Source organism: Paraburkholderia sp. (genome assembly GCF_035948235.1).
Classification (GTDB): domain Bacteria; phylum Pseudomonadota; class Gammaproteobacteria; order Burkholderiales; family Burkholderiaceae; genus Paraburkholderia.
Genome location: NZ_DASZJJ010000173.1, coordinates 1 through 17,859, shown reverse-complemented (window position 1 = coordinate 17,859; position 17,859 = coordinate 1). Strand labels below are relative to the sequence as shown.

The window sequence follows — 17,859 nt, the reverse complement described above, 5'->3', positions numbered from 1 at the left end:
GATGCTCGTCCCAGCGGCCGGCCAGCGCGCCGTCGAAGACCGGGCCGAGCAGGGCGTCGGCGCGTACACGATCGTAGAACGCGTAGACGAGTTCACGGATGTTGTCTTCAGTGGGGACGGTGTGGCGCACGCTGGCGTCGAGGTGATTCATGATCGGACGGCTGAGTAAAGCGATAAGCGGATCATGATACCCGGCGAGGCGAAAACGTGCATGCCGCCTGCATGTTAAGGTATGGCTTCGCCTTCCTTATCCCAGCCGCTTCCCAGCCGCTCGCCCCGTCGCCATGAGACTGACCGATTACACCGACTACTCGCTGCGCGTGATGTTGTACCTCGCCTTGCGCCGCGACGGCCTCTCGACGATCCAGGAAATTTCGGACGCCTACGGCATTTCGAAGAACCATCTGATGAAGGTGGTCCAGCGTCTGGGCGAACTGGGCTGGGTCGAGACCATCCGGGGACGCAACGGCGGCCTGCGGCTCGCGCCGAACTCGCCGGCGCTCAGTGTCGGGGCCGTGGTGCGCCAGACCGAGAACGATTTCGCGCTGGTCGGCTGCTTCCCCGACGAGCAGGGCGAACGCAGACAGTGCGTCATAGAGCCGCAATGCCGCCTCAAGCATGCGCTGGCGGCGGCGCGCGACGCGTTCCTCGCCGAACTCGACCGTCACACAATCGGCGAACTCGCGCAACCGGCGGCCGAATTGACCGGTTTGCTCGGCCTCGTGCCCATCAATTTCGTGCCTGACGCCGCCGCCGCAGCCGCAACTGGCGGACCGGTTGCACGGCGCGCGCCATCGCGCGAGCATTGAGCGCACGCGCCGCCACACCTTCGCCTCAGCTTTTTTCCCGCCGTGACGCCCCTTGCTGGCGGGGTTGCATACGCTTGTCGTAAAAATCGGAAAAAATGACGCGATCGGCGCTTGAAAATGGCGCAGGACCCCTTAGATTTGGTGACAGTCAAGAATACTGGAGGTCTCGCTTTAAATGAGAATCGACAAACTCACCACCAAGTTTCAGGAAGCACTCGCCGACGCGCAAAGCCTCGCGGTCGGCCACGACAATCAATACATCGAACCGGTTCACCTGCTGGCGGCGCTCGTCGCTCAACAGGACGGTTCGGCGCGCTCGCTGATGTCGCGCGCAGGCGTGCAGGTGCAGGCGCTGCAGAACGCGCTCAACGACGCCATCAACCGTCTGCCGCAGGTGCAGGGCACCGACGGCAACGTGCAGGTCGGCCGCGAGCTCACGGGCCTGCTCAATCAGGCCGACAAGGAAGCGCAAAAGCTCAACGACACCTACATCGCGAGCGAGATGTTCCTGCTGGCGGTCGCCGACGACAAGGGTGACGCCGGTCAAATCGCGCGCAAGAACGGCTTGACACGCAAGGCTCTGGAATCTGCGATTGTCGCCGTGCGCGGCGGTGCGCAGGTGCATAGCCAGGACGCCGAAAGCCAGCGCGAAGCACTGAAGAAATACACGGTCGATCTGACCGAGCGCGCGCGCGCCGGCAAGCTCGATCCGGTGATTGGCCGCGACGACGAAATCCGCCGCTCGATCCAGATCCTGCAACGCCGCACCAAGAACAATCCGGTCCTGATCGGCGAGCCGGGCGTGGGCAAGACGGCCATCGTCGAAGGCCTCGCGCAGCGCATCGTCAACGGCGAAGTGCCGGAAACGCTCAAGGGCAAGCGCGTGCTTTCGCTCGACATGGCGGCGCTGCTCGCGGGCGCGAAGTATCGCGGCGAATTCGAAGAGCGGCTGAAGTCGGTGCTCAACGACATCGCCAAGGACGAAGGCCAGACCATCGTTTTCATCGACGAAATCCACACCATGGTGGGTGCGGGCAAGGCCGAAGGCGCAATGGATGCGGGCAACATGCTCAAGCCGGCGCTCTCGCGCGGCGAGCTGCACTGCATCGGCGCGACCACGCTCGACGAATATCGCAAGTACATCGAAAAGGATGCCGCGCTCGAACGCCGCTTCCAGAAGGTGCTCGTGGATGAACCGTCGGTCGAGGCGACCATCGCGATCCTGCGCGGTCTGCAGGAAAAGTACGAACTGCATCACGGCGTGGAAATCACCGATCCGGCCATCGTCGCGGCGGCGGAACTGTCGCATCGCTACATCACGGACCGCTTCCTGCCGGACAAGGCCATCGATCTGATCGACGAAGCCGCTTCGAAGATCAAGATGGAAATCGATTCGAAGCCGGAAGAGATGGACAAGCTCGACCGCCGTCTGATCCAGTTGAAGATCGAGCGCGAAGCCGTCAAGAAGGAAAAGGACGAAGCGTCGCAGAAGCGTCTGCAGCTGATCGAGGAAGAGATCGACCGTCTGAGCCTGGAATATAAGGACCTCGAAGAGATCTGGACGGCGGAGAAAGCCGCCGTGCAGGGCAGCGCGCAGATCAAGGAAGAGATCGACCGCGTGCGCGCCGAGATCACGAAATTCCAGCGTGAGGGCAAGCTCGAAAAGGTTGCGGAATTGCAGTACGGCAAGCTGCCGCAACTGGAGTCGCAACTGAAGCAGGTCGCCCAGGCGGAGGCCAGCGAGCAGAACAATCCGACGCGTCATCGTCTGCTGCGCACCCAGGTGGGCGCGGAGGAAATCGCGGAAGTCGTGTCGCGTTCGACCGGCATTCCGGTCTCGCGCATGATGCAGGGCGAGCGCGAAAAGCTGCTGCTGATCGAAGACAAGCTGCATGAGCGCGTGGTCGGCCAGGATGAGGCGATCAACGCGGTCGCCGATGCGATCCGCCGCTCGCGCGCAGGTCTGGCGGACCCGAACAAGCCGTATGGCTCGTTCCTGTTCCTCGGGCCCACGGGCGTGGGCAAGACCGAGTTGTGCAAGGCGCTCGCGGGCTTCCTGTTCGATTCGGAGGATCATCTCATCCGCATCGACATGAGCGAGTTCATGGAGAAGCACAGTGTCGCGCGTCTGATCGGTGCGCCGCCGGGCTACGTGGGCTACGAGGAAGGCGGTTATCTGACCGAGGCTGTGCGTCGCAAGCCGTATAGTGTGATCCTGCTCGACGAAGTCGAAAAGGCTCACCCGGACGTGTTCAACGTGCTGCTGCAGGTGCTCGACGACGGCCGCATGACCGATGGCCAGGGCCGCACCGTCGACTTCAAGAACACGGTGATCGTGATGACGTCGAACCTCGGCTCGCACCTGATCCAGTCGATGGCAGGCGAGCCGCAGGAAGCGATCAAGGACGCGGTGTGGAACGAGGTGAAGCTGCAGTTCCGGCCTGAATTCCTGAACCGTATCGACGAAGTTGTGGTGTTCCATGCGCTCGGCAAGGACAACATCGAGTCGATCGCGAAGATCCAGTTGCAGCGTCTGCGCGAGCGTCTGGAAAAGCTCGACATGGAACTCGTGGTGTCGGACGCGGCGCTCGGCAAGATCGCGGACGTGGGCTACGACCCGCTGTTCGGTGCGCGCCCGCTCAAGCGTGCGATCCAGCAGGAGATCGAGAATCCGGTCGCCAAGCTGATCCTCGCGGGCAAGTTTGGGCCGAAGGACGTGATTCCCGTCGATGTGCAGGACGGCAAGCTGGTGTTCGAGCGCGTTGTGCACTAAGGCACACTCAGCAGGCGTAACAGGCGCGAAGACGATGCGAGCCGCGAGGCTCACATCGTTGCCAATGCAAAGGGCTCCCCTCGGGGAGCCCTTTTTTCATGGTGCCGCAGTGTGCTCAGGCGTGCCCAGGTGCGCTTAAGCCTGCTTGTTGCCGCCAAGCAGCGACGCCAGACCGCCGAGCGTGCCCAGCACGCTTTCGCTGTTGATCTGGCCACCTTGCGGCACTTCGCCGGTTGGGGTGCCGGCGTTGACGATGTGCGGCAGGACCTGGGCCAGTATGCCAGTCACCTGGCCCGGCTCCATGCCGACCTTCTGCGCTAGACCCGACACGACATCGGAGCCCAGCACGTTATGCAGTTGATCGGGCGAGACCGCCTGATTTTCGCCGTTGCCGACCCACGATTGCGCGATTTCGCCCAGACCGCCTTGCTGGAACTTCTGGATCAGGCCATTCAGGCCGCCCGGCTGGTTGTTGACGAATTCCATCGCGAGCGCGAGGAGTTGGGCCTGACCGCCGCCTTGTTGCTGTTGCGACGAACCGAGCAGGGAACCGAGGGTATCTAACAGGCTCATGAGAATCTCTCTGAATAATGGCCGTGGCGGGGGCCGCAGCCGGTGAGTGGGGCGGTGCGCAATATTGCGCACATGCTGGAAATCAGGTGCGCCGAAGACACAAATTCAAACATCAGGCGCCCGAAGCGGCCGCATCCGATGCGGCCTTGCTCTTCTTCGACTTTTTAGCCTTCTTCGCTTTCGTATCCGAAGCCGCGCCAGGCGCCGAGGCGGCGCTGCCCGCATCGGCTGCGCTCGCGGCGGCGTCGGCCTTCTTGCTCTTGTGTTTGGACTTGCCGGCCTTCGCGTCCGATGCGGCCTGCGGCGCGGTCGTGGCGGCGGGCGTCTGCGCCATCGTGGTCGCCGGGTTGGGTGCCGTGCCGGTCGTGTTTGCGGTGGCTGCGGGGGCGGCTGCCGTGCTCTTGCTGCTCTTCGGCGTCGCGGCAGGCTTGCCCGCCGGCGGCGCCGACGACCCGTTGATCGTCAGACCCGCCGCTTCCAGGTTCTGCACCGACTTCGGACCGATGCCCTTGACGCGGTTCACGAGATCGTCGGCGTCCTTGAACGGGCCGTTTTTGCTGCGCTCGTCGAGGATCGCCTTGGCGTGGGCGGGGCCGATGCCCTTGACCGATTCGAGCGCGGTTTCGTCGGCGCTGTTGACTTCGACACCGGCCACGGCGAGCGCGGCGGACAGCGAGAACCCAATCGCGAGGAACAGCATCAGCAACTTCTTGAGCATGGCAATCACTCCATTGAGGGCATTTCGGTTAGCCGGGAACGGACGACGCATCCAGTCGTTGGTGCTGCGCTACAAGAATAGGACAGTTGGCGTATCCGTGAACGCAAGCGGTCGATTTATACGCACGGTTTCGTGGCAAAGCAATCGCACCGCACAATGTTTAATACTTCTGTGCATTCCGGCAGCGGGAACGTTGCTCGAGCGTGCGTCAGGATGGTGCGTCGTTTTTGCGCGCTTTCGCGGGTTTCAGGCCCGATGCGGCCCGACGATACCGAGCTTCGCCACGCGCCGATAAAGCGTCGCGCGCGAGATGCCGAGCGCGGCCGCAGCCGCATTGGGACGCCAGCGATGCGCCACGAGCGCGGCCAGAATGCGTGCACGTTCATCGGCTTCGTTATTCATCGGCTGCGCGGTGTCTATCCGCGCGTCGCGCGGCTCCGTGTGCGGCAATTGCGCCGCCAGATCGGCGCTCAAATGCCGCGACTCGACGCGCACCGTATCGCACACTGCGCATGCGTAGCGCATTGCGTTACGCAACTGGCGTAGATTGCCGGGCCACGCAAACGCGGCCAGGCGCGCCGCAAGTGTGGCGTCGAGCGCGAGCGGGCGGCCTGCCGCCTGCGCTTCTTCGGCGAATACCGTATCGATCAGCGTGGCGATATCGCGGCGCTCGCGCAGCGGCGGCAGCGTCAGCACAGCGCCGCACAGCCGGTAGTAGAGATCGTCGCGAAAACTTCCCTCGGCGGCCATGCGCGCAAGATCGCGGTGCGTCGCGCAGATCACGTCGAGATCGACATGGGTGGGCGCTTCGCCGCCCAGCGGCAGCACCTCGCCCTCCGCGAGCACGCGCAGCAGGCGCGTCTGCAAGGCGAGCGGCATGTCGCCAATTTCATCGAGAAAAAGCGTGCCGCCGTCGGCCATGGCGATCTTGCCGCGTGCGCCATGCCGCCGTGCGCCCGTAAACGCGCCCGGCGCATAGCCGAACAGCTCACTTTCGATCAGCGATTCCGGCAGCGCACCGCAATTGACGGCCACAAATGGGCGATTGCGGCGCGGTCCCGCATCATGGATCGCGCGCGCGAACACTTCCTTGCCCGCACCCGTTTCGCCGAGCAGCAGCACCGGCAGCCGCTTGCCCGCCACGCGCTGGGCGATGCGGGCGTTATCGGCGACGCGCGCATCGGCGCTGCGCAGAAACGGACCGAGCGCGCTGTGTTCCTGCGCTTCGCTGTGGTGCCCGTGGGGCGTTGTGCGGGCCTCGCGCAGCGGCGTCGCGCCGTGCTGGCCTGGCGAGCCGATCCGCCCGAGCGGTGCACGGATGCGTGCGTAGAGCATGGCGCCGCTCGCACGCAGGCGTAGCGCCGCGATCGCTTCGATACGGCCGATATCGCGCAACTGTACGTGCGAGGAATCGAAAATCTCGTCGATGTGGCGCGGCGCGTCGAGGCCCGCGATGCATTCGCGCGCGCGCCGGTTCGCGGCCATCACGTTGCCGTTTTCGTCGAAGGCGATCAGCAGTTCGGGCTGGGCCTCGACGTAATTGCGGTTCTGATGCCCAAACAGAATCCAGCATGCCGAGGTGCGATGCAGAAAATAGCCGTCTTCGATCAGCGTGGCGCTCTGGCGCACCAGCTGGTTGACGATGCGCTGGCTGTCGCGATTGTCGGGCGACTGCACGGCGGACGCGTCCAGCACGCCGATCAGCTCGCCGCCGGGCGCGAAGATCGGCGCGGCGCTGCAGGTGAGCGTCGTGAAGGCCGCGCGGAAGTGATCGGTCTTGTGCACGGTGATCGGCGCGAGATCGGTCAGCACGCTCGCGATGCCGCAGGTGCCTTCCTCGCTTTCCGACCAGCAGGAACCGACGTAAAGGCCCGCATGCTTGAAGTCGTTGCGGCGCTCGCGGTCGACGCGCGAGTCGATCGTGACGCCGTGGGCGTCGGTGAGCATCACGCAGTAATCGGCGTCGCGCACGGTCTCGTGCAGACGTGTCAGGCATTGGCCGGAGGCGCGCAGAAAGGCTTCCTCGCGATCGCGAATCTCGCGCAGTTCGGTGGCGCTGAGCACGCGCGGGCCGATCACCGAGCCCGGATCGAGCAGATAGCGCTCGAACGAGCGCTGCCACGACGACACGAGGCGCGGCGAGTCGGACGGCGCGGGCAGCCGGCCTTCGACAGCGCCGCGCACGCGTTCGGCGTGCCGGGTGGGAGCGAGTGCGTAGGGCATGAGCGATTCCAGACGTTCGGGACGTGCCAGATGAGGCGCGGCGGGTGGCCGGCGCGATCTTTTGTAGCACATTCGCCACGCGCAATCACACCGCAGCGCAGCAAGCGAGACGGCTGAGACGATCGTCTCAGCCGTCTCGCGATGCCGGTGAGACGTGCTGCGTGCGCCGGAAAGGCCCTTGCTGCGGGGCTTTTGCGTGCGCCAGGCATAGCCGCGCCAGCATGCGACTCGCGCCGGATGATCTCGTGAGACGCCGCCACGCTTGCGGGCGACCTGGCGGTGGCTTATGCCTCTTCGGCGCAAACGCCCATGGCAAAAGCCTCTAACGGTTCGAAGGCACCGTTTCAACACGATTGGCATAACGCTTGCAGAGAATGCTGGCAATCAAGGCGCGAAAATGAAGCACCGAGCACGCGCCGCCATCACAAGTCCATGCGCGCCACCGCGACGCATGGACAGGAGACAACGCCCGTGACGACGCCCGTGACCGTAGGCGTGATCGCGAACCCGGCTTCGGGTCGCGATATACGCCGTCTCACCACGCATGCCTCGGTATTTCCGACGGCGGAAAAAGCCAACATGGTGGTGCGCCTGCTTGCCGGTCTCGGCGCGCTAGGCGTGGAGCGTGTGCTTACGCTGCGCGATCGCACCGGCGTGGCCGCGCTGGTGTTGCGCGCGCTGGAAACGCACGCCGCCGTCGATTCGCGCGCGCGCTGGCCGGCGGTCGAATTCGTTGATCTGCCCGTGAGCGAAAGCGTCGCCGATACCCACGCGGGCGTCGCCCACATGATCCGCGAACAGGTCGCGCTGATCGCCGTGCTGGGTGGCGACGGCACCCATCGCGCCGTGGCTGCGCATTGCGGCGCGACACCGCTCATCGCGCTATCCACCGGCACCAACAACGCTTTTCCCGAACTGCGCGAGGCCACGGTGGCGGGCCTGGCCGGTGCGCTCGTCGCGACCGGCGCAGTGCCCGCCGAAACGGCGCTGGCGCGCAACAAGCGGCTGGTGGCGCGCTGCGTGGAAGGACCGAGCCGCGGCCGCGAGGAAATCGCACTGGTCGATATCTGCGTGTCGCGCCAGCCTTTCATCGGCGCCCGGGCGATTTCAGATAGTTCGGATATCGAATCGTTATTTCTCGCCTTTGCGCCACCGGACGGAATCGGACTCGCCTCGATTGGCGGCGCGTGGGCGCCAGTGGGCCGCGACGCCGCGCATGGTCTGCACATGACGTTTGCGCACGCCGAGGAAAAAGCAGGCGAGGGCGTGCCGCTGATCGCCCCCATCGCACCGGGCCGTATCGAGCGCGTGACGATGCGTACCTGCGAGCGGCTTGAAGCCGGGATGGCGCTGCCGCTCGATGCGGGCCACGGCACGCTTGCCTTCGACGGTGAGCGCGAGATCGAACCGGCGCGCGGCGACCGCTACGAAGTGTCGCTCGACTGGCACGGCCCGCTGACCGTCGATGTCGCGCGCACGCTGCGTTACGCGGCTTCGCATCAGTTGATGCGTCACGCCTCCGACTAATCCCACGAAATCATCCAACGAAATAGCCAACTCAAGGAGACATCAGCATGAAAGTGGACGGCGGCTTCAGGTTCCACCGACGCCGCCGGTTGCAGTGCTGCAGGCATACACAGCGTCTTATCGACAGGAGACAACCATGTCAGGCCAGTTGAACAAGGAACAGTTGCTCAAGGCGTATCGCTCGATGCGCACGATCCGCGAATTCGAGGAGCGCTTGCACACCGAATTCGCCACCGGCGAGATCCCCGGCTTCGTGCACCTCTATGCGGGCGAGGAGGCGTCGGCGGTTGGCGTCATGAGCCATCTGAACGACGCCGATTACGTAGCCACGACCCACCGCGGCCACGGCCATTGCATCGCCAAGGGCGTGGACGTGCGCGAGATGATGGCCGAAATCTATGGCCGCGAGACCGGTTCGTGCCGGGGCAAGGGCGGCTCGATGCATATCGCCGATCTGTCGAAGGGCATGCTGGGTGCGAACGGCATCGTCGGTGCGGGCGGACCGCTCACCTGCGGCGCGGCGCTCGCGGCGAAGCACAGGAAAACTGGCGGCGTGGGCGTGTGTTTCTTTGGCGACGGCGCCTCGAATCAGGGCGTGATTTTCGAATCGATGAATCTGGCTTCGGTGTGGCGGCTGCCGGTGATTTTCGTGGCCGAAAACAACGGCTATGCGGAGGCGACCTCGTCCACCTGGTCGGTTGCCGCCGATAACATCGCCGACCGCGCCAATGGATTCGGCATGCCGGGCGTGATCGTCGACGGTTTCGATTTTTTCGCCGTGCACGAAGCGCTGGGCGAGGCTATCGCGCGGGCGCGCAACGGCGGCGGCCCGACACTGGTGGAAATGAAGCTGTCGCGCTATTTCGGCCACTTCGAAGGCGATGCGCAGACCTATCGCGCGCCCGGCGAAGTGCAGAAATTGCGCGAGGAAAAGGATTGTCTGAAGCGTTTCGAAGAGCGCGTGGTGCGCGCGGAACTGGTCAGTACCGACGATCTGCGCAAGGTCGATGCGCAAGTGCAAGCGTTGATCGACGACGCTGTGGCCAAGGCGAAGGCCGCACCGTTGCCCGCGCCCGAAGCGCTGCTCACGGACGTGTACGTGTCGTATCCCTGAACGCATTGCAGATCAATCATCAGGATTCCAGATCAAGGAGACGGAAATGGCACGGAAAATTACCTATTCGCAGGCGATCAACGAGGCGCTTGCCCAGGAAATGGCGCGCGATGAAAGTGTGATCGTAATGGGCGAAGACAATGCGGGCGGTGCGGGTGCGCCGGGTGAACAGGACGCGTGGGGCGGTGTGCTGGGCGTGACGAAGGGGCTTTACGGCAAGTTTCCGGGGCGCGTGCTCGATACGCCGCTCTCGGAGGGTGGCTTTATCGGCGCGGCGGTGGGCGCGGCGGCGTGCGGCATGCGCCCGGTTGCGGAGCTGATGTTTATCGACTTCATGGGTGTGTGCTTCGATCAGATCTTCAATCAGGCCGCGAAATTCCGCTATATGTTCGGCGGCAAGGCGGTGACGCCCGTTGTGATCCGCACGATGTGCGGCGCGGGCCTGCGCGCGGCGGCCCAGCATTCGCAGATGTTGACCTCGCTGTTCACGCATATTCCGGGTCTCAAGGTCGTGTGTCCGGCCACGCCCTATGATGCGAAGGGCCTCATGATCGAGGCGATCCGCGATAACGATCCGGTCATTTTCTGCGAGCACAAACTGCTCTACACGATGGAAGGCGACGTGCCCGAAGAGTCGTATTCGATTCCCTTCGGCGAAGCGAACATCGTGCGCGACGGCGACGATATCACGCTCGTCACCTACGGGCGCATGGTGCATTACACGCTCGATGCGGCGAACAAGCTCGCGAAAGAAGGGATCGAAGCTGATGTGATCGACTTGCGCACGACTTCGCCGCTCGACGAGGAAGCGATTCTGGAAAGCGTGCAGCGCACCGGTCGCGTGGTGGTCGTGGACGAGGCGAATCCGCGCTGCTCGATCGCCACGGATATCGCCGCGCTGGTCGCCAGCAAGGCGTTTCGCGCTCTCAAGGCGCCGGTCGGCATGGTGACCGCGCCGCATACCCCCGTGCCGTTCGCGGCTTCGCTCGAAGACCTCTATATCCCCTCGGCGGACCAGATCGCCGCCGCCGCGCGCGCCGCAAGGAGCTGACGTTATGCCGATCCACATGATTACGATGCCCAAATGGGGCTTGTCGATGGAGCAGGGCCAGGTGAACGGTTGGCTCAAATCATCGGGCGACAAGGTCACGAAGGGCGAGGAACTGCTCGACGTCGAATCGGACAAGATCGCCTCGGGCGTCGAATGCGCGTTCGAAGGGATTTTGCGGCGGCAGATCGCGCAGGAAGGCGATACGCTGCCGGTGGGCGCGCTGCTGGGCGTGGTCGCCGATGCAGACGCTTCGGATGCCGAAATAGATGCTGCGGTGAGCGAATTCCAGCGCGATTTTGTGCCCGCGAAAGCAGGCGATGCCGATGCCGGCCCGCAGCCGGAGAAGGCGCAGATCGGCGGGCGCACCGTGCGCTGGCTCAAGCTTGGCGAAGGTAGCGGCACGCCTGTCGTGCTGATTCACGGCTTCGGCGGCGATCTCAATAACTGGCTTTTCAATCACGCCGATCTGGCCAGCGGACGCACGGTTTGGGCGCTCGATCTGCCGGGCCATGGCGAGTCAGGCAAGGCGGTGCAGAGCGGCGCGCTCGATGAACTGGCGCAAAGCGTGGTGGCCTTTCTCGATGCGCAGGAGATTGCGCGCGCGCATCTCGTCGGACATTCGCTGGGCGGCGCGGTGGCGATGGCCGTCGCCGAAAGCGCGCCTGCGCGTGTCGCGTCGCTTGCGCTGATCGCGAGCGCGGGTCTGGGCGATGAAATCGACGGTGCGTATATCGAAGGCTTTACCTCGGCGGCGAACCGGAACGCACTGAAACCGCACGTGACGAAGCTGTTCGCCGATCCCGCGCTGGTGACGCGCCAACTCGTTGAGGATCTCGTGAAGTACAAGCGGCTCGAAGGCGTGCAGGAGGCGCTGCGCACTATCTCCTCGCAGGCGTTTGAGGGCGGCGCGCAGCGGCGCGTGTTCCGCGACAGGCTGTCGACGCTCGCGCCCAGGGTGCTCGTGATCTGGGGCGAGGCGGATCAGATCATTCCCGCGAAGCACGCCCAGGGCCTCGCGCCCACGGTGAGCGTCGAGGTAATTGCGGGCAAGGGGCATATGGTGCAGATGGAAGCCGCCGCCGAGGTCAACCGCCTGCTCAAGGCCTTTTTCGAGTCGGGAGGCTGACGATGAGCCAGGCCGTGTCTGAGCTTGTATTGTCCGGCGATACCGCGCTCGGCCAGCACGGCCTGCGCAGCCGCGAGAAACTCGCGCGCATTCCGGTGAAGATCGTGCCCGCGCCGGCCGGCGAGACGCTGCCGAAACCGCCCTGGCTGCGCGCACGCCCGCTCATGAGCACGACGGTCGCGGAAGTGGCCGCGGTGCTGCGCGAGCATCGGCTGCATTCGGTCTGCGAGGAGGCGATGTGCCCGAACATCGGCGAATGTTTCTCGCAACGCACGGCCACGTTCATGATCATGGGCGGCTTGTGCACGCGGCGCTGTCCGTTCTGCGACGTCGCGCACGGGCGGCCCGAGCCGCTCGACGCCGCCGAGCCCGCGCATCTGGCGGCAGCGGTCGCGGCGCTCGGTCTGCGGCATGTGGTCATCACGTCGGTCGATCGCGACGATCTGCGTGACGGCGGCGCGGCGCACTTCGCGCAGTGCATCGAGCAGGTGCGTGCGCGCGTGCCGGGCATCGGCGTGGAGGTTTTGACGCCGGATTTTCGTGGCCGCATCGCGCGTGCGCTGGATGCGCTGTCGGCCGCGTGGCCCGATGTGTTCAATCACAACATCGAAACCGTGCCGTCGCTTTATCGGGCGGCGCGGCCGGGCGCGGATTATCACGGCTCGCTCGATCTGCTCGCGCGCGCGAAGCACGCGCATGCGGCGCTGGTCACGAAGTCCGGGTTGATGGTGGGTTTGGGCGAAACGGATGCCGAGTTGAGGGCGACGATGGGCGATCTGCGCGATCACGGCGTGGAGGTGCTGACGATCGGGCAATATCTCGCGCCTTCGCGCTATCACTTGCCGGTGCGGCGTTATCTGCATCCGGAAGAGTTTGCGGCGTTGCGCGAGGCGGGAATGGCGATGGGGTTTCGGGAAGTCGTGGCGGGGCCGCTCGTGCGGTCCTCGTATCATGCGGCGCAGACGGTGGAGGCGGCGCGCGCGGCAGGCTAATCGGTTTTGCGCTGTTTTGCAACTAACAGCCAAGGAGGCCCGCTTCCGGGATCAGGCGCGCGCCGCGCGCCTGGAATTCAGTCGTCAAGCAGGTTGTGGCAGCCGTTCAAGCTTCGGCGCGCAGATAGCGCGTGCTGACCCGCGACAGATACACGACCAGGCCCGCGCCTGCGATCACCAGACTCGCCGCGTTGGCGATCCAGAAGCCGCGCGCGCCCGTCGCCCAGGCGGGCAGGGTGCCGAACACGTCGAAGCCGAGCGCATAGCCACCGCCCAGACCCACACCCCAGAGGGCGATCGCATAAATCACCGTCGGCACCACGGCGACCTTGTACGCGCGCAGCGCGAACGCGGCCGTGATCTGCAGCGCGTCGAAGACGTGATAGACCGTCACGATCGCGACGAGCGGCATCGCGGCCACTGCCACGGCCGGATCGGGCGTGTAGCCGCCGATGATGAGCGGGCGCAGCACGAACACGATGGCGCCATAGCAGCACGCGATTGCCACCGCCGTCATCACGCCGTGCCGCGCAAGCGTACGTGCTTCAGCGTGACGCCCGCCACCCAGCGCCTGCGCCACCAGCGTCGAGGTCGCCACGCCAATCGACAGCGGCGTCATGTAAAGCACCGCGCCCATGTTCCCGGCGATCTGATGACCCGCGAGCGTCGTCGTGCCCAGCCGCGCGATGAAGATCGCCATGAAGGTATAGGACGTCACCTCGATGAGATACGAGAGCCCCATTGGAATGCCCAGCTTGAGCAGTTCCACCTGGCGTTTCCAGACCGGCCAGCAGAAATGGCGGAAGATCTCGAACGGCGCGAACACGTCGATGCGCGTGAACGCGATCGCCGCGCACAGCGCAAGTGCCCAGTTGATCGACGTGCTGGCGAGCGCGCAGCCGGGGCCGCCCAGCGCCGGCACGCCCAGGCCGCCGAAAATCAGCCACGTATTGAGCGGCACCTTGATCGCGAGCGCGCCGACCTGCAAAAACATCACCAGGCGCGGTCGGCCGACCGCATTGGACAGCGAGCTATAGATGCGAAACGCCAGGCTCGCGGGCAGACCGAACGACAGCAGCCGCAGATAGCCGATAGTGCGATCGCGCAGCGCTTCCGGCGCACGCGCCAGATCGAGCAGCGGGCCGGGAAAGTACAGAATCACGAAGCCGACCACCATCAGCACGAGCGCGAGCCAGAAGGCCTGGCGCACTTCCTCGCCGATCTCGGCGTCCTTTTGCGCGCCGTAGAGTTGCGCGGCGACCGGCTGCAGCGCCGAAAGAATGCCCGTCAAGCCGATATAGACCGAGACATAGATCGACGATCCGAGCCCGAGCGCGGCCAGGTCGAGCGCCGAATAGCGGCCCACCATCGCCGTGTCGATCACGCCGAAGGCGATGATCGCGAGCTGCCCGACCAACACCGGCCAGGCAAGGCCGGCGATGCGCCGGACGTCGCCGAGGAAGGTTGTCGTCACCGCGGCCTCTGTCGTCAGTCGGGGCGCTTGCGCCACACGTGCTTCTTGAGCGGCGGCTGCGGACGATCGATGCGCACGTAGAGACGGAAGCGCTCGTCGCGGTCGGCGGCGCGGCGGCCTTCCCAGACCAGCTTCCAGACGAAGTTCGACATCGAGCTGGGTTCGCCGTAGTCCTGGGTGTCCTGACGCAGGATCACGTCGCAATCCTCGTCGAACGAGAAGTGCATCTTGCCGAAGTAGGCGAAGGTGGCGATCTGCGCATCGCCCAACCGCACGGGCGAAATGCACTGATAGTCGGCGGGCAGGTGCGCCGAGATCTGCTGGGCAACATCCTTATACGTCCGGCTGTAGTTGACGACAGGCAGCCAGAGTGTCATCAGCAGCACCCACATCAGCGTGGTGCCGCCACTCGACAGCACGACGCTGCGCCACAGCACCTTCGGGTGACGCGCCACGCGCCAATGCACGAGCACCATCCAGCACAGCGTGACACCTACCGCGCAGACGAAGGACAGAATCTTGAATTGCGGCGCGAAGCCCGGCACGAGACGCGCGAGATTGCGCGCAAGCGGCGCCGGAAAGCCCGTCATGCCCGCCAGCCAGACCAGCCACACGAAGGTACTGAGGATGGTGAAGCTCAGCACCGCGAACCAGTCGATGGCGTTGATGGCGCCGCGCTTGAGCGTGGGCAGCGCGAAGGTCGCGAGCACCGACAACGCCGGCAGCACCAGCATGAAAAGGCGATTGGTTTCGTGGCTTTGCACGACCACGAGAATCAGCAACGGCACGATCACGGCCAGCGGAATCGCGATGTGCGGCGCGCGGCGCAGGCCGGCCCAGCTCACCCACGCCCAGATCGCGAGCGGCCACGCGGGCCAGGTGAACAGCGGCAGGTTTTTGGCGGCGTAGCGCAGCACCGTGCCCGGCGGCCCCGCGAACGCGTTGACGTTGGTGCGCGCCCATTGGTTGATGAACCAGACGGCGTCGTCGGGATAGGCGTGCAGCGCGATCAGCGGCCACGAGAAGCCGATTACGATCGCCACCGGCAGCCCCGCCACCAGCAGCCAGCGCGAGCGTGTCTCGGGCGCGACCGCCAGCATCACCAGCGTGCCGACGAGCAGCGCGCCCACCAGCACCGGGCCGCTCGACAGCATCACGACGCCCAGCGACGCGCCCCACCAGACGGCGCCCTGGATGGGCTTGTCGATGGCGCGCACGAGGCCATAGACCAGCATGGCGATGCCGAGGAACTGCATCAGTTGCGGCGTGGTTTCATGGCCGCGCTCGGCGAGACCGAAGCAGGCGAGCAGAATGAGCAAGGCGCCGTCGGCGAGCGTGCGGCCGTAGTCGCGCGGCTCGGGTTCGCCGCCGAACGCATACTTGAACGGCTGCACTTCGGCGCGGCGGCCCAGCAGATAGGCGCTGTACCAGACGAACGCGCAGGCGAAGCAGAACAGCAGGCCGGTGGCGACGCGCGAGGCGTTGCTCGCATCCACCCACGGCGCAAAGATGCGGATACAGAGCGCGCCGAGCCAGTAGCCCAGCGGGCCGTTCTCGGTCGCGTATTTACCGACGAGGTTCGGCAGCAGCCAGTCGTGCGAGGTGCCGCCGGCCATCGTCCACATCACACCGAAACCTGCCGCATCCTCGTTCTTCCACGGATCGCGGCCAAACAGGCCGAACGACGCGAAGACGATGGTGATGGTCAGCAGCAGCCAGCGCGGCAGGGCGCTGGTGGCGGAGGCGGTCAGGCGAATGGCAGGCTTCATGCAGTACGAAAGAATCGGGTAAGCGGACCGGCGGTGCAACGTCGAGGCAAGGATTCGCCGCGATTGACGTGCCTGCACCCGGTCGGGAGCATCCGGCATTCTAGCCGGGCGCGCCTGCGCACGTCACGGCGCAGGCTGGTGCGAACGCAATGAAACGGTAGGGCGCAGAAATAAGCGGTAACCGTCTGCGATAAACAAGACGCGCGGGCAACAAAAAAGGGCAGCGTATGCTGCCCTTTCTGTGTGGGACCGGCATGGAAGCCGGTGCGACGAAGATTTACTTCGTTGCCTTGCCCGTAGCGCGTGCGCCGAACTTCTTGTTGAACTTCTCGACGCGGCCGGCCGTGTCCATGATCTTCTGCGTGCCCGTGTAGAACGGGTGCGATTCCGACGAGACTTCGATCTTTGCGAGCGGGTAGGTCTTGCCGTTGAATTCTGCGGTTTCGCGCGTCTGGATCGTCGAGCGGGTCACGAAACGGAAATCGTTCGAAACGTCGATGAACAGAACTTCGCGGTAATCCGGGTGAATGCCTTCTTTCATGATTATTCCTTAAATCTGACGGTAGCCAACCCGCGAGCCCGGCTGCCCTATGCAGTACCGGCGCTCTTGCCCGAAGGCGCGAGCCACTTGCCCAAGGTCGAAAAACGGCGATTATGCCAGAAAATCAGCCGCTTGGCGATTTTTCGAGCGTTGCGATCAGTTGTTCAAGGCCGCCAGCGCGCCTACGCGCGCCGGGTCCTGACGGTAATAGCGCGCGAGCAGCCGGTAAAGCTCCGGATATTCGGCCTCGAACGCCTGCGGTTTGACGAACAGCGCCTCGCTGCACACCGCGAAGAACTCGGAAGGATGATCGGCGGCATAGGGATCGATCAGCGAATCGCGTTCGAAACGCGCCCAGCGCCGCTCCGGCACGGCGTCCACCTTGTTGCAGAACTGGTCATAGGCGTTGTCGAACACGTCGCTCCAGGCGTGCGCGTCGAGCGGCGCATGCCAGCGTCGAAAAAGGGGCGGATGACCATCGGCCTCGCCGTTGAGCATGTCGATCTTGTGCGCGAACTCGTGGATCACGACGTTGTAGGCGTCGCTGCCATCGGTCATCTGCGCGTCTTCCCACGACAGCAGCACCGGGCCGCCTTCCCAGGCCTCGCCGCTGGCGTCGTGCTCGACTTCGTGGACCACGCCGTCTTCGTCCTCGACGGTCTTGCGGATGATGAATTCGCCGGGATAAATCGTCACACCGACCCAGCCTTTGTACAGATCGAGCGACAGATTGAGCACCGGCAACGAGGCCTGCACCGCGATCGCCACGGCGATCTGGTCGGTCAGTTCGAGTTCGTGCGCCGTGGTGAATTCCTTGTGCGCGAGAAAGAGGCTCGTGAGTTCGCGCAGGCGCAGGAGGTCGGCGGCGTCGAGGTGGGCGAGAAACGGCAGCCCGCCGAGCGTCGCCTGCCAGAGCGCATCGTCGATTGCATAGGTGCGCAGCGCCTTTTCGCGGCGTCGCGCGTCGAACCAGTGGGTCAGTTTCGAAAGCATTGCTTCACGTTGTGCACGTTGTTCAATCGATCTGCTTTTGCCACGCCGCGAACACGCCGCCGACGATGGCCACGCCGATCAGGAAATAAAACCCGTCGAGCGAACTCAGGAAACTCGCCTGCTGCGCCACCATCCTGCTGATCTGCGAGAGCGCCAGTCCTTGCGCCTCGCCGGGT

The 17,859-nt window shown here is 64.9% G+C and carries 14 protein-coding genes; 7 read left to right on the top strand and 7 right to left on the bottom strand.

Features of this window, described 5'->3' with window-relative positions:
* Positions 1 to 284 precede the first annotated feature (284 nt).
* On the top strand, positions 285 to 809 hold the full coding sequence (locus tag VG320_RS15080) for an Rrf2 family transcriptional regulator (protein ID WP_327200902.1): 525 nt from the start codon (positions 285 to 287) through the stop codon (positions 807 to 809).
* A 175-nt stretch (positions 810 to 984) separates the two neighbouring features.
* Positions 985 to 3,582 (top strand): ATP-dependent chaperone ClpB, encoded by a 2,598-nt coding sequence (clpB, locus tag VG320_RS15075; RefSeq protein WP_327200901.1) that lies wholly within the window; start codon positions 985 to 987, stop codon positions 3,580 to 3,582.
* A gap of 135 nt (positions 3,583 to 3,717) precedes the next feature.
* Here clpB and VG320_RS15070 read toward each other — a convergent pair whose 3' ends face one another.
* From VG320_RS15070 to VG320_RS15060, 3 genes are all read right to left on the bottom strand, one after another.
* Positions 3,718 to 4,155, bottom strand: a complete 438-nt coding sequence (locus tag VG320_RS15070; protein ID WP_327200900.1) for a YidB family protein — start codon at positions 4,153 to 4,155, stop codon at positions 3,718 to 3,720.
* A gap of 112 nt (positions 4,156 to 4,267) precedes the next feature.
* Complete coding sequence (locus tag VG320_RS15065; protein ID WP_327200899.1) at positions 4,268 to 4,873, bottom strand: helix-hairpin-helix domain-containing protein; 606 nt, start codon at positions 4,871 to 4,873, stop codon at positions 4,268 to 4,270.
* Positions 4,874 to 5,119: 246 nt separating this feature from the next.
* On the bottom strand, positions 5,120 to 7,096 hold the full coding sequence (locus VG320_RS15060; protein WP_327200898.1) for a sigma-54-dependent Fis family transcriptional regulator: 1,977 nt from the start codon (positions 7,094 to 7,096) through the stop codon (positions 5,120 to 5,122).
* Positions 7,097 to 7,567: 471 nt separating this feature from the next.
* On the opposite strand from VG320_RS15060, the gene VG320_RS15055 reads away from it, so the two are divergent.
* The 5 genes from VG320_RS15055 to lipA all read left to right on the top strand — a co-directional run bounded on the left by VG320_RS15055 (position 7,568) and on the right by lipA (position 12,906).
* A complete protein-coding gene (locus VG320_RS15055) occupies positions 7,568 to 8,623 on the top strand; it encodes an ATP-NAD kinase family protein (RefSeq protein ID WP_327200897.1) in 1,056 nt (351 codons plus the stop codon).
* 136 nt (positions 8,624 to 8,759) lie between these two features.
* Entirely contained in the window at positions 8,760 to 9,737 is a 978-nt protein-coding gene (locus VG320_RS15050) for a thiamine pyrophosphate-dependent dehydrogenase E1 component subunit alpha (RefSeq protein WP_327200896.1), read from the top strand.
* Positions 9,738 to 9,783: 46 nt separating this feature from the next.
* Positions 9,784 to 10,788, top strand: coding sequence for an alpha-ketoacid dehydrogenase subunit beta (locus VG320_RS15045; RefSeq protein ID WP_327200895.1), 1,005 nt, complete (start codon positions 9,784 to 9,786; stop codon positions 10,786 to 10,788).
* A gap of 4 nt (positions 10,789 to 10,792) precedes the next feature.
* Positions 10,793 to 11,914 (top strand): acetoin dehydrogenase dihydrolipoyllysine-residue acetyltransferase subunit, encoded by a 1,122-nt coding sequence (locus VG320_RS15040; RefSeq protein ID WP_327200894.1) that lies wholly within the window; start codon positions 10,793 to 10,795, stop codon positions 11,912 to 11,914.
* A 14-nt stretch (positions 11,915 to 11,928) separates the two neighbouring features.
* A complete protein-coding gene (gene lipA, locus VG320_RS15035; RefSeq protein WP_327200893.1) occupies positions 11,929 to 12,906 on the top strand; it encodes a lipoyl synthase in 978 nt (325 codons plus the stop codon).
* 106 nt (positions 12,907 to 13,012) lie between these two features.
* Here the strand turns inward: lipA and VG320_RS15030 are convergent, their stop codons facing one another.
* The 4 genes from VG320_RS15030 to VG320_RS15015 all read right to left on the bottom strand — a co-directional run bounded on the left by VG320_RS15030 (position 13,013) and on the right by VG320_RS15015 (position 17,683).
* Positions 13,013 to 14,380: an MATE family efflux transporter gene (locus VG320_RS15030; protein WP_327200892.1), complete on the bottom strand. Its 1,368-nt coding sequence runs from the start codon at positions 14,378 to 14,380 to the stop codon at positions 13,013 to 13,015.
* Between the two features lie 14 nt (positions 14,381 to 14,394).
* Positions 14,395 to 16,149: a glycosyltransferase family 39 protein gene (locus VG320_RS15025; protein WP_327200891.1), complete on the bottom strand. Its 1,755-nt coding sequence runs from the start codon at positions 16,147 to 16,149 to the stop codon at positions 14,395 to 14,397.
* A gap of 277 nt (positions 16,150 to 16,426) precedes the next feature.
* The gene (locus VG320_RS15020) at positions 16,427 to 16,690 is read right to left on the bottom strand and encodes a type B 50S ribosomal protein L31 (protein WP_028224764.1); all 264 of its coding nucleotides are present in this window, start codon (positions 16,688 to 16,690) and stop codon (positions 16,427 to 16,429) included.
* A 156-nt stretch (positions 16,691 to 16,846) separates the two neighbouring features.
* Entirely contained in the window at positions 16,847 to 17,683 is an 837-nt protein-coding gene (locus VG320_RS15015) for a M90 family metallopeptidase (RefSeq protein ID WP_327200890.1), read from the bottom strand.
* Positions 17,684 to 17,859 lie beyond the last annotated feature (176 nt).

Coding starts and splice junctions, on each gene's coding strand:
- VG320_RS15080 (WP_327200902.1), top strand. CDS start 285: ATGAGACTGACCGATTACACCGACTACTCGCTGCGCGTGATGTTGTAC.
- clpB (WP_327200901.1), top strand. CDS start 985: ATGAGAATCGACAAACTCACCACCAAGTTTCAGGAAGCACTCGCCGAC.
- VG320_RS15070 (WP_327200900.1), bottom strand. CDS start 4,155: ATGAGCCTGTTAGATACCCTCGGTTCCCTGCTCGGTTCGTCGCAACAG.
- VG320_RS15065 (WP_327200899.1), bottom strand. CDS start 4,873: ATGCTCAAGAAGTTGCTGATGCTGTTCCTCGCGATTGGGTTCTCGCTG.
- VG320_RS15060 (WP_327200898.1), bottom strand. CDS start 7,096: ATGCCCTACGCACTCGCTCCCACCCGGCACGCCGAACGCGTGCGCGGC.
- VG320_RS15050 (WP_327200896.1), top strand. CDS start 8,760: ATGTCAGGCCAGTTGAACAAGGAACAGTTGCTCAAGGCGTATCGCTCG.
- VG320_RS15045 (WP_327200895.1), top strand. CDS start 9,784: ATGGCACGGAAAATTACCTATTCGCAGGCGATCAACGAGGCGCTTGCC.
- VG320_RS15040 (WP_327200894.1), top strand. CDS start 10,793: ATGCCGATCCACATGATTACGATGCCCAAATGGGGCTTGTCGATGGAG.
- VG320_RS15025 (WP_327200891.1), bottom strand. CDS start 16,149: ATGAAGCCTGCCATTCGCCTGACCGCCTCCGCCACCAGCGCCCTGCCG.
- VG320_RS15020 (WP_028224764.1), bottom strand. CDS start 16,690: ATGAAAGAAGGCATTCACCCGGATTACCGCGAAGTTCTGTTCATCGAC.
- VG320_RS15015 (WP_327200890.1), bottom strand. CDS start 17,683: ATGCTTTCGAAACTGACCCACTGGTTCGACGCGCGACGCCGCGAAAAG.